This window comes from Enterococcus phoeniculicola ATCC BAA-412 (genome assembly GCF_000407505.1).
In the GTDB taxonomy this organism is placed as follows: domain Bacteria; phylum Bacillota; class Bacilli; order Lactobacillales; family Enterococcaceae; genus Enterococcus_K; species Enterococcus_K phoeniculicola.
In genome coordinates this window covers 788,451-805,447 of the sequence record NZ_ASWE01000001.1, presented here as the reverse complement: position 1 = coordinate 805,447, position 16,997 = coordinate 788,451, and the positions used below count along the sequence as shown (strand labels likewise).

The 16,997-nt window shown below is 35.9% G+C and carries 11 protein-coding genes and 1 pseudogene; 1 reads left to right on the top strand and 11 read right to left on the bottom strand.

Annotated features, from left to right (window positions below; all coding sequences use genetic code 11):
• Window positions 1–208: 208 nt before the first annotated feature.
• The 9 genes and pseudogenes from I589_RS03635 to I589_RS03595 all read right to left on the bottom strand — a co-directional run bounded on the left by I589_RS03635 (window position 209) and on the right by I589_RS03595 (window position 12,490).
• Window positions 209–1,138 carry an NAD-dependent epimerase/dehydratase family protein gene (locus I589_RS03635; RefSeq protein WP_010769484.1) on the bottom strand — a complete coding sequence of 310 codons (930 nt, stop codon included), beginning with the start codon at window positions 1,136–1,138 and terminating at the stop codon, window positions 209–211.
• Window positions 1,123–1,814, bottom strand: a pseudogene (locus I589_RS03630) (type 1 glutamine amidotransferase domain-containing protein). The gene I589_RS03635 and the pseudogene I589_RS03630 overlap by 16 nt, the downstream one beginning before the upstream one ends.
• A complete protein-coding gene (locus tag I589_RS03625; RefSeq protein ID WP_010769487.1) occupies window positions 1,811–2,146 on the bottom strand; it encodes an ArsR/SmtB family transcription factor in 336 nt (111 codons plus the stop codon). Before I589_RS03625 ends, I589_RS03630 begins: the two are co-directional and overlap by 4 nt.
• A gap of 841 nt (window positions 2,147–2,987) precedes the next feature.
• Entirely contained in the window at window positions 2,988–5,666 is a 2,679-nt protein-coding gene (locus tag I589_RS03620) for a cation-translocating P-type ATPase (RefSeq protein ID WP_010769488.1), read from the bottom strand.
• A gap of 563 nt (window positions 5,667–6,229) precedes the next feature.
• Window positions 6,230–6,982, bottom strand: a complete 753-nt coding sequence (locus I589_RS03615; RefSeq protein ID WP_010769489.1) for a tRNA 2-thiocytidine(32) synthetase TtcA — start codon at window positions 6,980–6,982, stop codon at window positions 6,230–6,232.
• Window positions 6,983–6,985: 3 nt separating this feature from the next.
• Window positions 6,986–8,830 (bottom strand): LTA synthase family protein, encoded by a 1,845-nt coding sequence (locus I589_RS03610; RefSeq protein ID WP_010769490.1) that lies wholly within the window; start codon window positions 8,828–8,830, stop codon window positions 6,986–6,988.
• A 201-nt stretch (window positions 8,831–9,031) separates the two neighbouring features.
• On the bottom strand, window positions 9,032–9,856 hold the full coding sequence (nadE, locus tag I589_RS03605; protein WP_010769491.1) for an ammonia-dependent NAD(+) synthetase: 825 nt from the start codon (window positions 9,854–9,856) through the stop codon (window positions 9,032–9,034).
• Window positions 9,857–9,867: 11 nt separating this feature from the next.
• Window positions 9,868–11,340, bottom strand: coding sequence for a nicotinate phosphoribosyltransferase (locus tag I589_RS03600; protein WP_010769492.1), 1,473 nt, complete (start codon window positions 11,338–11,340; stop codon window positions 9,868–9,870).
• 289 nt (window positions 11,341–11,629) lie between these two features.
• On the bottom strand, window positions 11,630–12,490 hold the full coding sequence (locus I589_RS03595; protein ID WP_010769493.1) for an HAD-IIB family hydrolase: 861 nt from the start codon (window positions 12,488–12,490) through the stop codon (window positions 11,630–11,632).
• 133 nt (window positions 12,491–12,623) lie between these two features.
• Here I589_RS03595 and I589_RS03590 point away from each other — a divergent pair, with 133 nt between their 5' ends.
• The gene (locus tag I589_RS03590) at window positions 12,624–13,379 is read left to right on the top strand and encodes a MerR family transcriptional regulator (RefSeq protein WP_010769494.1); all 756 of its coding nucleotides are present in this window, start codon (window positions 12,624–12,626) and stop codon (window positions 13,377–13,379) included.
• Between the two features lie 150 nt (window positions 13,380–13,529).
• Here the strand turns inward: I589_RS03590 and I589_RS03585 are convergent, their stop codons facing one another.
• Together I589_RS03585 and groL are read right to left on the bottom strand one after the other, a co-directional pair.
• Entirely contained in the window at window positions 13,530–13,814 is a 285-nt protein-coding gene (locus tag I589_RS03585) for a heavy metal-binding domain-containing protein (RefSeq protein ID WP_010769495.1), read from the bottom strand.
• A 1,548-nt stretch (window positions 13,815–15,362) separates the two neighbouring features.
• A complete protein-coding gene (gene groL, locus I589_RS03575; RefSeq protein ID WP_010769497.1) occupies window positions 15,363–16,991 on the bottom strand; it encodes a chaperonin GroEL in 1,629 nt (542 codons plus the stop codon).
• Window positions 16,992–16,997 lie beyond the last annotated feature (6 nt).

Sequence of the window (16,997 nt, the reverse complement as noted above, 5' to 3'; positions counted from 1 at the left end):
TTTAAAAAAAATAAAAGCACACTCACATCAGCATATCAATTTTATTTTTAAACGACAGAAACGTTTCCACTTATTTTGAATGATTCATAACTCATACAAGTAAGAATTCTACTTTTTCTGGATTTGCCATCTTTCGACTTGACACACGTGTATTCGAATGTATAAAGTCAGCTCTATTATTCAAAGATGCCTAAAACTGCTTTTATAATCAATTTGTGTTATTTTCTGTAAGTATTAAAGAAATTCCCTTTTCAAAAGAGGTAATTTCAAAGTCAGGAAATGCATGCTTGAATTTATCGGATACAAAAATATTATCCACCTCATATCTAGGAAGTAATTCATCTAATTCACGGACTTCCTTACTGAAAAGCTTAGCTATTTTAAATTGCCACAAGTGAATCACTTTATATTTCAAAGATCTATTTAATATTTTTTCAGAAATCTTTAGCATATCTAGAAAGGTATGAGGATCATCACATGGTAAATGCCAACTCTGACCATAGGCGCTTGGTGTATTTCCAATAAGTGCCATTGCTCGACTAGCATCTGGAGTCCATATTAATGTGCGTAAAGCATTCTTATTAACCGGTATTTTAGCAGTGACATTCCTTTTAATTTTATCTAAGAATAAAGTATTTGTAATACTTTGCGTTTTATTTGGACCATAAAATTCCGGCGCCCGACAGATAACTCCTTCTAAACTACCAGTTTCTATTTCACTTAAAACTAATTTTGCCATTTCAGAACGTATGTTAGATTTTCTACCTACAGGCGAAAACTTAGTGCTTTCATATTGTGGAGTGCTATCTTTTGGATACATATACGTGTTATCAAAAAAAACAAGTTTACTCTGGGATTCTTTACATGCTCGTATAACATTATTTGTGATTTTCAAGAAATTAGCTTCCCAAAGATTAGAGTTCATCGGTAAACCAACAGTAAAATAGACAATATCACTAGCTTCAATTGCTTTTTTAGTTTGATTGAAATCCATTAAATCCGCTGCAAACACCTGATCTGTAGGATTAATTTTTTGGGGCTTACGACTGACTAACCGAATATCTGTTGTATAATTTTTATATAATTCTTTCGCTAATTCATAGCCTATTTGTCCATTACTTCCTAAAATTGTTTGCACTTCTTTCGCTCCTCAACATATAATTTTGCTACAGCCCGTACAAAAAAGGGATTTTGTCCTGTAATAATCCGTCCGTCCTTTAACGCAAATTCTTTATAAAATCGTTTTTTTTGAAATATTGCCTCTCTTTCCTCTGCCATTTTTTGATTAAAGAAAGGTACTATTTTCATTTTACCTGCTAGTAATTCTTCGGTTTTTGTAAATCCTGTAATTTTTTTCCCCGAAATCAAAAAGTTCCCTTCCCTATCCTTAATATTAAGTAATCCAGCTATCCCATGACAAACAGATAAAATATAGCCATTGTTTTCATAACTGCTCAAAGCAATTTCCTGTATCTCTTTATTATCAGGAAAATCCCACATGACACCATGTCCTCCTGTAAAATAGATAGTATGGTAATGAATTGGGTTTACATTTTTTGGCTTTTTCGAATTTATCAAAGTGTCATGAATAAATTTTTTTCTAAATAGATATTCATAATATCCTTATCTACATATTTCATACTTCTTGGATCTAAAGGAACAAAGCCTCCTAAAGTACTTACAAAATCAGCTTCAATATTATGTTTATAAAGTTCATCTATAAATTCAGCACTTTCACCTAACCAAAGACCAGTTGCTTCGTTTGTACCAGCATATTTTTGAATGTTTGTTTCAACAATTAATACTTTTTTCATACATTTTCCTTCTCATTCATAATATTAACGACTTTATTTAAAAAGCATTGAAGTTTTTTGATTTCCGTTTGCTTATGATCAAGATAGTAATAATTCTTTGTTCCTTCTTGCCTAAGCTTCACAATTTTTGCCTCTTTTAAAATTTTTAAATGATGTGAAATTGCTGGTCTAGATAAATTAGTTATCTCTAATAATGAGGGAACTTGTAAACCTGTACAATTTTCTTCTTCAAGCAGACGAATAATAATTGCTTGCCTTTTTTTATCCCCTAATGCAATAAAAAAATCACTTAGCTCATAAAAATCATGTTGTAAAGTAGTATAATCAGTCAAAATAATCTCTCCTAGTATGGTTTAAATGTTTAATCCATTGAACCATAATAATAAAATAAGTGCAAAAAAAAGGATTTGGAAATCTGAACTTTAGTTTCTAGTAATCTTTTTTCAATTATAGACAAAATTCGCTCAGAGCTCGAGACAGAAATGGTCAGCTACGAGAAGCAAAAAGATACTGTGATAGCTACGTGATTTGCAGCACCAAGCGGGGACATCTCTAGCATATCCTATGGTGCAGAAGTTGTTGAGAGACAAACGCAGGGGAGACCTTCAACTCTAGCATGTTTCATGCGTAGAAGTTGTTGAGAGCGAAACGAAGTGGAGACCTTCAACTCTAGCATGTTTCATGCGTAGAAGTTGTTGAGAGCGAAACGAAGTGGAGACCTTCAACTCTAGCATGTTTCATGCGTAGAAGTTGTTGAGAGCGAAACGAAGTGGAGACCTTCAACTCTAGCATGTTTCATGCGTAGAAGTTGTTGAGAGCGAAACGAAGTGGAGATGAGCCCCCCACCCAACAGATTCCCTTCTCTTCCTAGCCTTTATTAAGAGTTTTACGCTTGGGTATAACTTTAATCAGTCATGCCCGCACCTTCGTCTGCTTTTGTGTCCATAAAAACACTTATTTAGTAGTCTAGCTTAATCAATAAAACGAGGGAAACAGATGACTAGCTATAGAGGCTTCAAAACTACAAATACAGAATGTTACTTAGTTTTGAAGTCAAACAAATAAGCAACGAAAACCAGCTGGCTTTCGTTGCTTATAGACACTAAATTTTGCTCATCTCATTTGACTAAGATGTCATTTTCTCTTTTTTATTCATGAACCTGTTCCTGTTTGCTATGCTTTTTTTAATCCCATACGTTGGAAGAACTTCACTATTTCAACGATTGGAATAATTGAGATAGAAGCGGCAAGGACAATTCCCCATTGGTAGCCATCTAAATGAGCTACACGGAAAATATCATTTAATCCAGGTACTAAGATAATCACAGCCATCAACGCAAATGACAATAGAATTGCCCAGTTGAATGTTTTATTTCTAAATGGTCCCACTTTAAAGATGGACTCATGAATTGATTTCACGTTAAATGCATGGAATAGCTGCATTAATCCAAGCGTTGCAAAACACATAGTTAGCGCATCAGCATGAATTGCATCATATCCAGCATGTACAGGCCATTGAATCGCTGACCAGTAAACAAATAACGTAATTCCACCTTCAAGTATCCCTTGATAGATAATACTTCCAAACACACCGCCTGAAAATAGGTTCGAGTTTCGTCCACGAGGTTTGTGACTCATTAAATCTTTTTCCGCAGGTTCCATTCCTAAAGCGATTGCTGGGAATGTATCTGTTACAAGATTAATCCATAATAGGTGAATTGGTAATAATGTGTCCCATGCAAGTAAGGTAGCAATAAATAAGGTTAAAACTTCCCCTAAGTTTGCTGCTAGCAAGTATTGAACAGTTTTTTGAATATTTGAGAATACTTTACGACCTTCTTCAACAGCTACGACGATTGTTGCAAAGTTATCATCTGCAAGAACCATATCAGAAGCACCCTTAGAAACTTCAGTCCCTGTAATTCCCATACCAATACCGATATCTGCTTGTTTCAAGGCCGGGGCATCATTTACGCCATCCCCTGTCATCGCAACTACTTTTCCTTCTGTTTGCCAAGCTTTCACGATACGTACTTTATGCTCTGGAGAAACACGTGCATAGACAGAATATTCGTGTACTCGCTTAGCGAATTCATCGTCAGACATTTCATTTAACTCTGCACCAGTTAAAACCGCAGCATCGTCACCTTCTTTAATAATCCCTAGACGAGCAGCAATTGCTTCAGCTGTATCACGGTGGTCTCCTGTAATCATGATTGGACGAATGCCCGCTTCCTTAGCTACTCGCACAGCTTCTGCAGCTTCTTTACGCTCAGGATCAATCATCCCTACTAATCCAGCAAATACCAACTCAGTTTCTAACACATCGCTTGTCACTTCGTTTGGAATTGTATCAATGACTTTATACGCCATGCCTAATACACGCAAAGCTTGTTTCGCCATATCAGTATTATTTGCTAAAATATCATTCTTTTCAGACTGTGTCATTGCTACTTCTTTGCCATCTAACAACACTCGGTTTGTTTTTTGTAATAAAATATCTGGCGCACCTTTAACTGCAACTAAGAATTTACCGTCTTTTAATTGATGAACGGTAGACATTAATTTACGTTCAGAATCAAATGGCAGCTCCGCAACACGTGGTTCTTCTGCAACTTTCTCAGTAACGTTAAAGCCATGGTCTAATCCAAATTGAATTAACGCCGTTTCTGTTGGATCACCGATTAGTGTACCATCTTGTGCAAATTTTGTATCATTACTAAAGTTCATAATTTTCAATGCCATATTATCTATTGAAATATCTGAACCTGCGCTAACTTGCTTATTATCTGTATATAATTTTTCAACCGTCATTTGATTCAACGTTAATGTACCCGTTTTATCTGAAGCGATAATATCTGTACTTCCCAACGTTTCCACAGCAGGCAACTTACGAATTACAGAATTACGTTTTGCCATTACTTGGGTTCCTAGAGCTAAAATAATCGTTACAATCGCTGGTAATCCTTCTGGAATTGCCGCAACTGCTAATGAAATAGACGTTAACAACATATCAACTGGTGAAGTGTTGTTTACAAAAATCCCTACAAAGAACATGATGACTGCAATTACAATAATTGCAAGTGTCAGGAATTTACCTAATTGGTTCAAGTTGTTCTTTAATGGTGTTTCTGTTTCGTCTGCTTGTGCAAGCATGCCCGCAATCTTTCCTACTTCTGTGTTCATTCCAGTGTTAACAACTACACCTTTTCCACGTCCGTAAGTCACATTACTATTTGAATAAGCCATATTGATACGATCCCCGATACCAATGTCTGTTCCTTCTAAAACTGTCAATTCTTTTTCAACGGGAACTGACTCACCAGTTAAAGCAGCTTCTTCAATTTTTAATGATTGAACTTCAATTAATCGCATATCTGCAGGGACAACGTCGCCCGCTTCTAGTAAAACGATATCTCCCGGAACCAGTTCATCACTTTTTACAGATAATGTATGGCCATCACGCAAAACATTCGCGTTTGGGGTAGACATTTCTCTAAGTGCTTCAATCGCTTGCTCCGCTTTTGATTCTTGAATAACACCCATCACTGCATTAATGATTACAACTAACATGATGATACTAGCATCAATAACTTCGTGAGAGACAATCGCTGAAATAATTGCTGCGGCGATTAAGACAATAATCATTAAATCTTTAAATTGTTCAAAAAATTTAACAAGCATGCTTTTCTTTTTGCCTTCGTCAAGCTCGTTTTCTCCATATTCGCTCAGACGCTTTTTCGCCTCTGCACCACTAAGCCCTTCCCTTGAAGTGTCTAACTCAGAAAGTACGGTTTCTTCTGTTTGACCGTAAAATGCATGAGTTAATTGTTGCTTTTTCTCTTCTGACATGTTCTTCCTCCTCATTTTTCAGCTCTACAAGTCTATTCTAACGAATCCTAGAAAAAAAGGAAAAAAAATAGACTTGTGTATGCTCAATAAACATACATAAGTCTCACTGTTTAAGACAACACCAGAAATTTCTTTCAGGGTTGGTGATGTTGCCACAGCTTTCGCTGCCAGTTACTCCCTCATGAATCATTACTCTATTAGTATACAATGACTGGTGTAATAGAGCAATCATTTTTCACAATTTTCATGTTTTTTTACTGGATATGCAATAAAAAGCCAATAAAACTATTGACAATCCTCTCTTGTCCATCTGTTAACCCTATAATTTTTACAGAGTATTAAATCTTTAAAAATCAAAATGAACAGGTCGTGACAAGAGTGAATATCACTAAATAGCAAATAGCTGTCAGCCAGCCGCTAAAAGTAAAAATTCTGTGGATCTCACTACCTGTAGTTGATGCTATTTCTAATCTCCTCAATCTCTACTATTCACCCTGGGATAAAAAAACTGAAATAAAATCTGTCCAGTTTTCTAAACAAAACGATTTTATTCCAGCTTTCTTCTAGTCATTTATTTTGGAAATAGGCCAAAAGTCCTGTACCTGCCCTTGCTCCATCCCCATAATAAATTTCTCTCGAATATCAGGATAGTCCTTTGCTAAGTGACTAACCAAATGTTTAACTTCTTCTCGCTTTGTTTTTTTATCTACGGGACAAGGATTAAAAATAACTGGGAGATTTTCTCTATCCACGAATCGAATAATCTCCTTTTCCTGTAAATAAATCATCGGACGGACCAACGTAATATCCGTTTTTGACAGATAACTTTTAGGTTCAAAGCTTTTCATTTTTCCATGAAATAAAAAGTTCATAAAATACGTTTCAATTGCATCATCTAAGTGATGTCCCAAGGCAACTTTCTGGCAACCCAGCTCTCGTGCCCGAGTGTAAAGATAGCCTCTGCGTAACTTAGCGCATAAGGAACAAGGAGACTTTTCTTCACGTATATCAAACACCACTTGCGCGATATTTGTATCTACAATCTCGAGACTGTAACCTAAATGCTCAACAAATTCCTTCATAGGGGATATATCCATATCAAAGCCCATCGATAAGCATATAGGAACAATCTCAAAGTCAAAGCCTAACCTTTTTTGTCGTTTTATCGTATCGAGAAAGTATAAAAGACTTGTACTATCTTTTCCTCCACTCATTCCAACTGCTACTCGATCACCAGGCTCAATCATCTGATGATTCAGGATTCCTCGACGAATCGGATTATAAAACTGTTGATTGTCCTTTTTTACAAAACTCATGATTTACTCCTTAAAAAAACGTTCAGATAGACTATATTGATTTCCTGCAACAATATCGTATTGTATCATTTGATAGGCTTCATAGGCTTCTGACTCATCTTTTGTCAATTTTATTTCTTTTTGCCATTGACCATTTTGAAAATACAAATTTCGTTCAAATGCTGGCAGTGTTTCTTGCACCGCATTTACCAGCTGATAGAATCCGGTCGTCGGCAGATTACTTTGTTCCATCAAATCTCCTGCAAAATAAAATGGACTTGTTATGGCTTGATGATTATCTTTGTTTGTTAAATTTCCTTTATTATCATACATTAAAAACTGTGTTTCATGAAGCGTACTTTCATCGTTTGCAGCCTGTATTTCATCAGAGTAAATCCCTGGCAAGTGATCTCCCCAAAAAACAACTAGCGTTTGACGGTCCACTTTTTTCAACTCATTTAAAAAGGTCTTCAATGCCTGACTGCTATAAGAGACGTCTTGTAAATAATTTTGGAGAGAATCCATATTCCCTTCTCCACTTGCTTGATAGTCAAGCGCTGTATATTTTCCACTATAGGGCATGTGCGTTTGCATGGTCACTAGATGAATAAATTGCGGCGTACTGTCATCCTTTAGAATATCCATGACTTCTTTGTAAGCAGCTGCATCTGAAATATAAGGATTTTTTTGAATCGTATCCGTATATGTCATAGTATCTTCATCTAAAAATTGATCAAATCCAAACACATTATATACATCTTTTCGTTTATACATAGAGGTATTATACGGATGAATGGCTGTCGTCTGATAATTTCTATCTTTTAAAACTGAAACTAACGAAGGAAATTCAGTCATTTTAGGAACAAGCATTGTATAAGGTGTAGTCATTTGTGGATTCATCAACTCCATTGAAAAACTGGTTAATGCCTCAAACTCAATGTTTGCCGTACCGCCCCCATAATTTTGGGAGAGCATATTCCCGCTATATGTTTGGTTAGCCATTTCATAATAGTCAGCTAATGGATCTCCAGAGATTGTTAATCCATTCAATCGAGAAGGATCAGAAAAACTTTCACTCATTATATAGATAATATTAGGTTCTCGTTGAGTACGTGTCTTATTCTTATTTTTTGCTAAGTCTTTATATTTTTTTGTAATTTCTTCTACTTTTTCTTTTGAGTATCCTGCAGGTTTATCCATGGGATCAACTTTTAAATTGTATAAAAACCCTCCAATGAATCCTGTATTATAATAATTCATCTTCTGACTGTAAGGAATCCAAAGTGCCGTCTTGTTATATTCCTTTCGCAGTAAATTATTTGGATTATTGAAATTACTAATATAGAAAAACAACGCAATAGATAAGATAAACGTAGTTCCTCGAATAACTTGAAAGTGTCGAGGCTTTTTAAAGCTTTTGTAAATTCCCCAGCCAAATAAGCTCAGTGCAGCAAGGGACAATGCCATGATAAGAATAAACGGTCCTGTTCCTGCCATCTCTTTTAACAAACCCAACTCTGTAATCATTTTTAGATCATCTGGATAAATGGGTTCTTGTCTAAGCGTCATCTTCATATAATCCGCATAGCCTAAAATACCAATAACCAAGCTATAGAGAAGTGTACCAACGCCTACCGAGCCTGCCAGACTAATGAAAAACAAAAGAAGAACTGCTAATACAAAACAACCCAAGAAAAATTTCTCTGCATGCCATGAAAAAGCAAATTTAAACGCTAAATCCCATGAAAGGTTATTCTGACACCATTGTAAATAAAGATTGCTCCCTACTACTAGTGCCAATAACAGGATGGTAATGATTGGATAGATGACTCGTTTATCACGCAGTAATGCTTGAATCTTTTTTTTCACGAAAGTTCTCCTTCACATTCATTTCTTATTTGAAACCATACATTGAAATCACATCATCATTTATTGTAGTCCTTGCTTTTTTGAATGTAAAGTCGCTTCCAGCTTCATTGGAAAGTTTTAACAAATTTTTCTCCACTCTGCTCAAAGGAAGTTTTTACGCAAAAAAGCTTAGAATCAATTACAATCCTAAGCTCTTGTCTTCTACTTCCAAAACGTATCAAATACACTGATTGGCAGATGTCGTTTATGCTGGGTCTTGTTCCACCAAGCTTCAATTTTTTCTTGTGCATCTACAGGAACTTCTTTTCCTTCTAAATAATCATCAATCGCATCATAGGTAACACCCAAAGCAACTTCATCTGCAACAAGAGGTTTGTCATCCTCTAAATCTGCAGTTGGTATTTTTAAATAGAGCTCCTCTGATGCTCCTAATGCTTGCAACAATGCTTTCCCTTGCCTTTTATTTAATCGAAAGAGTGGTAAAATATCTGCACCACCATCACCAAATTTTGTGAAAAATCCAGTAATATTTTCGGCTGCATGATCTGTACCAATCACAGCCCCGGCTTTTTCTCCTGCAATTGCGTATTGTGTAATCATACGTTGACGAGCCTTTATATTTCCTTTATTGAAATCGCCAATTTGAACACCCGCAGCTGTTAAAGATGTGACTTGCGCATCCACAGCAGGTTTTATATCCACTCGTAATTGAATGTCTGGTTGAATAAACGCCATTGCTTTTTTTGCATCTGACTCATCTGCCTGTGTGCCATAAGGGAGACGAACAGCTACAAACTGGTAAGTGCTATCTCCAGTTTCTTCACGCATTTCTGTCATAGCCAACTCTGCCAATCGACCAGCCAAAGAAGAATCTTGACCACCACTTATCCCTAAAACAAATGTTTTTAAAAATGAATGCTTCTTTAAGTAGTCCTTTAAAAAGTCAACACTTCGACGAATCTCCTTTTCAGGGTCAATCGTTGGCTGAACGCCTAGTTCCTTGATAATTTCATCTTGCAAGCTCATTTTTTTGCCTCCTAGTCAACAATATAGCTTTTGGCTACTTGTTGACGAATTTGTTCCATAATTTTCATTTTATGATTCCAGCAATCTGTAGATAAGTCAACCGGATACTTTTGAGGATTTAGATCACGCTTGTATTCTTCCCATAGTGAATCAAGGCAGTCTTTTGAATACGATTTGATAGACTCTAACGAAGGAAGCTCATACACCAGATTTCCTTCATGATAGATTTCCTCTAACACGGGTCTGGCAGAAAAATCTTTGACTGTTTTATTAATAAATGTATGAACAGGATGGAACATAAAAATTTCCTCTTCTTCTCGAGGATCTTCATCCCATAAGGTCACATAATCTCCTTCAGATTTCCCATCAGAATTTCGAGTGATACGCCAAACCTGTTTTTTCCCAGGAGTGGTCACTTTTTCAGCGTTACTGGAAAGTTTAATCGTATCAATCATTTCTCCTGCTTCATTCTCAATTGAAACTAATTTAAATACTGCACCTAAAGCTGGCTGATCGTAGGCTGTAATTAGTTTCGTTCCAACACCCCAAACATCAATTTTGGCTTTTTGCATCTTTAAATTAAGAATTGTATTTTCATCTAAATCATTTGATGCATAAATTTTTGCATCCGTATATCCAGCTTCATCTAGCTGTTCTCGTACTTTTTTAGAGATATACGCCATATCCCCGCTATCAATCCGAACCCCTAAAAATCGAATCTTATCACCAAATTCTTTTGCTACACGAATAGCAGTAGGAACTCCTGATTTTAACGTATCATAAGTGTCCACTAAAAATACACAATCCTTATGCGTTTTTGCATATGCTACAAATGCATCGTAATCATTTCCATAAGACTGAACGAGTGAATGCGCATGTGTCCCACTTGCAGGAATCCCAAAAATCTTTCCTGCGCGAACATTACTGGTGGCATCTGCTCCACCTATATAAGCTGCTCTTGTACCCCAAATAGCGGCATCAAATTCTTGTGCACGACGTGTTCCAAATTCTAATAAGGGGTCATCTCCTATTACTGATTTAATACGTGCAGCTTTCGTTGCAAGTAATGTTTGAAAATTAACTGCGTTTAAGAGAGCTGTTTCCACTAACTGACAATGAGCCAGAGGACCCTCTACTTGAATAATTGGTTCATTGTTAAAAACCAACTCGCCTTCTTTTGCTGAACGGACAGTACAGGCAAATTCAAAATTTCTTAAATAATCAATAAACCCGTCCGAATATCCTTCAACTTCTTTTAAATAAGCTAAATCAGTCTCGGAAAAATGGAGATTTTCCAAATAATCCACGAGCCTTTCTAAGCCAGCAAAAATGGCATACCCATGTTTAAACGGCATTTCTCTGAAATAACATTCAAAGACTGCATGTAAATCAGCTCTTCCTAATTCCCAATACGTTTGCATCATGTTAATTTGGTATAAATCGGTATGTAGTGTTAAGCTGTCATCTGCATAGACTTTCTTCATCTTCTTACTCCTTTTATATGAAACATCTGCTTTTCAGTTTATTTATCCTCTATTATAACAAAAAAACACAGATGAAAAAGAAAATCGCTTGATTTTTTACAACTGGCTCATCATTTCGATTTTCTTGGCAAATTTTTGAGCGTTTGGTGCGTGCTAAATAGCAATGCTTCTCCTCTTTAGAACCTTGATACTTATTTAATACTTCAAAACAAAAATGGAAACGTACATAGCCTATAAAAACCAGATAGTTATTTTCCTTCTCTTATATAGATACTCTATTTTTTTAAAATTATTTTTCATTTGAAAGAAGTTCTTCAAAAATAAATTTTCCTACACCGCCCTCGTTACAGCTGACTGTCAGACGATGACTTTTTTCTTTCACACTTTCTGTTGCATTTGCTACAGCAACCGCTACGTCTACTACTTCAAGCATTGGCAAATCATTTTCTCCGTCACCAATTCCAAAACTCGTCACATCAGGATAGTTTTTCAAGTAGTTTTGAATTGCAGCTCCCTTTGTACTTAGCGGATTGACGATTTCAAGTGTTTTTACAAAGGATGTAAACACGTAGGTTGTTTCACTACTAAGTTTTTCTCGAAGTAGCTGATGTTTTTCTTCACTTGCTTCCATTAGCTCTACTTTTACAATGACCCGTTCAGGATGGGCTTCTAAAAATTCTACAATATCCTCAACGTGATGACAGCTTTCTTCAAAATAGGTCGTTTTATAGTCCATCAATAACGTTCCTTGGTCTCCCATGAAAGTCATACTTTCACGTAAGTCTTGAAGATTTTTTCGATATTTATCGACAGGCTGTATAAGCACTTCCTGATCCGTGTGAATAAAATACAAAATAGATTCTTCCTCCAAGATAGGAATCATCTTCTTTAATGTAGTTAAAGAAAGGCAGTTGCGATAAACAGCGGGCTTTCCGACTTCCTTTAATCCAGCCCCATTTCCAAAAATAACATCACAATCTAATCCTAGCTCTTGTTCCATTTGCTCAACTAATCCAAATCCTCGACCCGTAACAAATACAAAATGATCCCCTCGTGCCTGCAAAGCTTTTACAGCATCAATATTTATCTGAGGTGTCTCTACCCCTAAATCTTGAAATGTTCCATCAACATCCGAAAATACTATATTCATAAGTTCCCTCTTTCATTTCATTCTTAAATGAAGTATAACATAAGTAGAATTTAAACCATTTGACTTTTTAGAAAAAATTGTTGACCTTCTCGTAACGTGAGGGATTATGATAGATTTGTCAGGAGGAATAACTATGGAATATACAATTAAAGCGATTGCTCAACTATCTGGTGTTAGTGCACGAACACTCAGGTACTATGATGAGCTAAAACTACTGAAGCCAAAACGAATCAATTCTTCAGGTTATCGTATCTATGGAGAAGCCGAGGTTGACCGTCTCCAGCAAATCCTATTCTATCGTTCCCTTGATATGAAGCTGGAAGAGATAAAAAAAATCTTAGACCAGCCGAACTTCCAAATTACCACTGCATTAGAAGGACATTACAGACAGCTGTTAAAAAAACGCGCATCTATCGATTCCTTGATTTCTACAGTGGAAAAGACATTACGTTACCAAAAAGGAGAAAGCCCTATGACAGATTCAGAAAAATTTGAAGCCTTTAAAGCACAAAAAGTACAAGAAAACGAAGCAACTTATGGACAAGAACTACGTGAGCAGTATGGAGAAGAAATCATGAAACAATCTAATAAAAAATTTAGCAATCTTACAGAAGAACAATATCAAAAAATGAACGAGACAGAAAAAAATTTAATTTCTCTCCTACGCTCTTCACTTTCTGCTGATGCTGATGTCTCTGAGGTGAAAACCAAACTTGTTAACCTGCATAAAGAATGGTTATTCTACACTTGGCCTAGCTATTCAGTAGATGCCCATAAAGGATTGGCAGAAATGTACCTAGTCGACGAGCGCTTCACCTCCTATTATGACGAAAAAGCTGGAAAAGGTGCTACAAAGTTACTTGCAGAAGCGATAAAAGAAAGTCATTGATAGAATACAAAAAAACCAGGAAAAATTCAGTTAGTTTCTCCTGGTTTTTTTATGTAGTAAAAGACTGTAACCTTCCTATTCACACTCTAATCAATTTCAAAAATGACTACTTATTTTCCCTGCTGACAGTAAATAACTATTTCAAAATCATTACTCATCCTCCAATAAAACCGCTGTTCCTATCACAACTGGCTTTGTTGAATCCCCTAGTGCAAAACTAATTCCAAGAATACCATTTGCACCTAGCTTTTTTGCCTCTTTTTCCATATCTTTAATTGCTGTTTGAATATATTCAGTCATACTAACAGACATGCGAATCGCTCTCCAAGAATCATCATAGCCGCTGACAATTCCTAGCTCTTTCACGACCCTTTTTCCCACACATTCTGAGCGTGTCGATGTAATCATTCTATCTTCTCCAATCTCTTCTATCATAAAAGTCTCCTTATTTTCTTTTGATACTGTTTGCTCATTATTGGCTCTTATCGCATCCATTTGTTTTTCTAGTAGCTGCTTTAATTCAAACAGGAGGTACTAAATGAGCATATTCTACATATAAATCATCTACCTTTTCACTAGTGAAACTATTTCTCACAGACGTTTGCTTAACCTGAACTTACTTCTTGTTCTTCATATGTATAGATACTCGTCTTATCTGATTGAGCACTCACCAAGAGACTGTCCTTACAAGCAGCTCGGGCAAACTTCATTCTAATAGCAGAAGTACTTCTATAGTTAGTATCATCTTTTGTCCCTATTCATTCCTATCTGGTTCAGCAGCTAGCTTGAGATTTTTGAAAGAGGTCTCGATTATCAATAAAATCACAATAAGACTGACGATTGCTAGGCTTATTTTCTTATTGAATAAAATAATTGATTGCGCATCCCGACTCTCTAGCTAAACTATACTGAAAATGAATGCGTTTGTAAATAAGTGAATCAGTGGGTTACAAAAAGGCCTACCTAGCAGTTTAATTTGAATGATGAACATGATTTTAATTTAGAGATTTTTATTGTTCTTTCCTTCTATTCCAGTAATAATCGTTGATTAATTCCCGATAGTTGTTTAACCATCTGTGTGCTTTTCGCCTTCCCTATTGGCACTCTTTTTCAGAATTTGTTAAACTGAGTTTATACTTGCCGTAAAATAGGCATTCTTATTCATTATAAAAACAGTGAATAATCAGCACTTTTTTTTAAAATATATTGAAGGGTATAATAAATTATGTATTTAATTCCTGTATTTTCTGTTCTTGTGGTTCTAATTTTTTTATTTCTTCTCGTCTCACCTACGCTTATTTACTTTAAACATTTTAAAAGAAAAGCAGTTAAAAAAATTGATTTCATCGTATTCAGAACCTTAACAATTTTACTTACTCTGCTCATATTGATTTTTGTTATAGTTATACTAGGTCAACTAGCGATTGCCTTATTTTTTATTTATGAGGGCAATTAATCATCGAATTCCTTTCTATTTGATAATAAATTTGATAATACAAGCTTTTTCTCTGGAGGTAATCCTTTATTTATAGTTGTTTCTATACATAATTTGCTATCAAGTCCAAACTTTTACTTACAACTTTATTCGTCCATCTACGTTGATTCTTTTGTTTTCTTGGGCTTTCATCATATCTTTGTCTTCAGTTAACTAGCTCAAAGTGAAAAATTCAAGTAAACAGAAATGAATGTATTTCATTTAGAAAACTACTTTTAGAAGCATTAACAGGGGATAGTTATCGAAAAGAGTGCTTACGTTCATCCAGTTTTTAGCTAGCGAAAATTTTTTGAGTTAGCCACAGATCCTTAAACAATGAGAGAATTAGTCTTGTTTAGGCATTCTTAACACTCGATTTAAGAAACTTAACAGACATCGTGAAGGGATTTGTTCTTCTAACAAAAAATAGATTGAATTTTGCCGATCACGAGCAAAATCCAATCTATTTCTTTAGTCAGATAGGCTTTACAGCCACTCTTTTAACTCTCTTACATCATACCGCCCATGCCCATTGATGGATCCATTGCTGGTCCAGCTGGTGCTGCAGGTTCTGGTTTATCTGCTACAACTGCTTCAGTTGTCAATAGTAAAGCGGCAACAGAGGCTGCATTTTGTAGTGCTGAACGAGTCACTTTGGTTGGATCAACAATTCCTGCTTCAACCATGTTCACCCATTCACCGTTTGCTGCGTTAAAACCAACACCTAATTCAACATTTTTTAATTTATCGACAATTACTGAGCCTTCATACCCAGCATTTTCAGCGATTTGACGAATTGGTTCTTCAAGAGCACGGATAACAATTTTCACTCCTGTTGCAATATCGCCTTCTGCTTCTACAGCAGAAACAGAACCGATAACATTCACAAGAGCTGTACCCCCACCGGAAACCATACCTTCTTCAACAGCTGCACGTGTAGCATTTAATGCATCTTCAATGCGTAATTTCAATTCTTTTAATTCAGTTTCAGTTGCAGCTCCTACTTTAACTACTGCAACACCACCTGCTAATTTAGCAAGACGTTCTTGCAATTTTTCACGGTCAAAATCAGAAGTTGTTTCACCGATTTGATTTTTGATTAGTTGTACACGTGCATCAATAGCTGCTTTTTCGCCTGCACCTTCAACAATAGTTGTATTATCTTTATCTACAACAACTTTACTTGCATTTCCTAAGTTTTCAATTGTCGTATCTTTCAACTCAAGACCTAAATCATCAGTAATCACTGTGCCGCCTGTCAATACAGCGATATCTTCAAGCATTGCTTTACGACGATCGCCAAATCCTGGTGCTTTTACAGCTACGACGTTAAATGTTCCACGGATTTTATTTAAGACTAATGTTGGTAATGCTTCTCCATCAACATCATCTGCAATAATCAATAATGGACGAGATTGTTGTAAAATTTGTTCTAACAATGGCAAGATGTCTTGAATGTTAGAAATCTTTTTATCTGTAATTAAGATGTATGGGTTGTCTAGGACAGCTTCCATTTTATCGTTGTCAGTTACCATATATTGTGATAAGTATCCACGATCAAATTGCATTCCTTCTACAACGTCTAATTCAGTTTCGATTCCTTTTGATTCTTCAATAGTAATTACGCCATCATTACCAACTTTTTCCATTGCATCTGCGATTAATTGGCCAACACGTTCATCACCAGAAGAAACTGCTGCAACTTGCGCAATGGCTTCTTTTGAATCAACCACTGTTGAAATAGCATGTAGTTCTTCAACCGCGGCTTTTGTTGCAAGCTCAATTCCGCGGCGAATGCCTAATGGATTTGCTCCAGCAGTCACATTTTTTAGACCTTCACGGACAATTGCTTGTGTAAGGACTGTTGCAGTTGTTGTTCCATCTCCTGCAATATCATTTGTTTTAGAAGCAACTTCTGAAACTAATTTTGCGCCCATATTTTCAAAATGATCTTCTAATTCGATTTCTTTCGCAATCGTTACACCATCATTGGTAATAAGTGGTGAGCCATATGCTTTTTCTAAAACTACATTTCTTCCTTTAGGACCTAATGTTACTTTCACTGTATCTGCTAAAATATCAACTCCACGTAACATTGCTGCACGTGCATCTTCTGCAAATTTAATATCTTTTGCCATTATTCA

What these genes read in the sequence shown, in the direction of transcription:
- I589_RS03620 (WP_010769488.1), bottom strand. Translation starts at nt 5,666, where the DNA reads ATGTCAGAAGAGAAAAAGCAACAATTAACTCATGCATTTTACGGTCAA.
- I589_RS03615 (WP_010769489.1), bottom strand. Translation starts at nt 6,982, where the DNA reads ATGAGTTTTGTAAAAAAGGACAATCAACAGTTTTATAATCCGATTCGT.
- nadE (WP_010769491.1), bottom strand. Translation starts at nt 9,856, where the DNA reads ATGAGCTTGCAAGATGAAATTATCAAGGAACTAGGCGTTCAGCCAACG.
- I589_RS03600 (WP_010769492.1), bottom strand. Translation starts at nt 11,340, where the DNA reads ATGAAGAAAGTCTATGCAGATGACAGCTTAACACTACATACCGATTTA.
- I589_RS03595 (WP_010769493.1), bottom strand. Translation starts at nt 12,490, where the DNA reads ATGAATATAGTATTTTCGGATGTTGATGGAACATTTCAAGATTTAGGG.
- I589_RS03590 (WP_010769494.1), top strand. Translation starts at nt 12,624, where the DNA reads ATGGAATATACAATTAAAGCGATTGCTCAACTATCTGGTGTTAGTGCA.
- I589_RS03585 (WP_010769495.1), bottom strand. Translation starts at nt 13,814, where the DNA reads ATGATAGAAGAGATTGGAGAAGATAGAATGATTACATCGACACGCTCA.
- groL (WP_010769497.1), bottom strand. Translation starts at nt 16,991, where the DNA reads ATGGCAAAAGATATTAAATTTGCAGAAGATGCACGTGCAGCAATGTTA.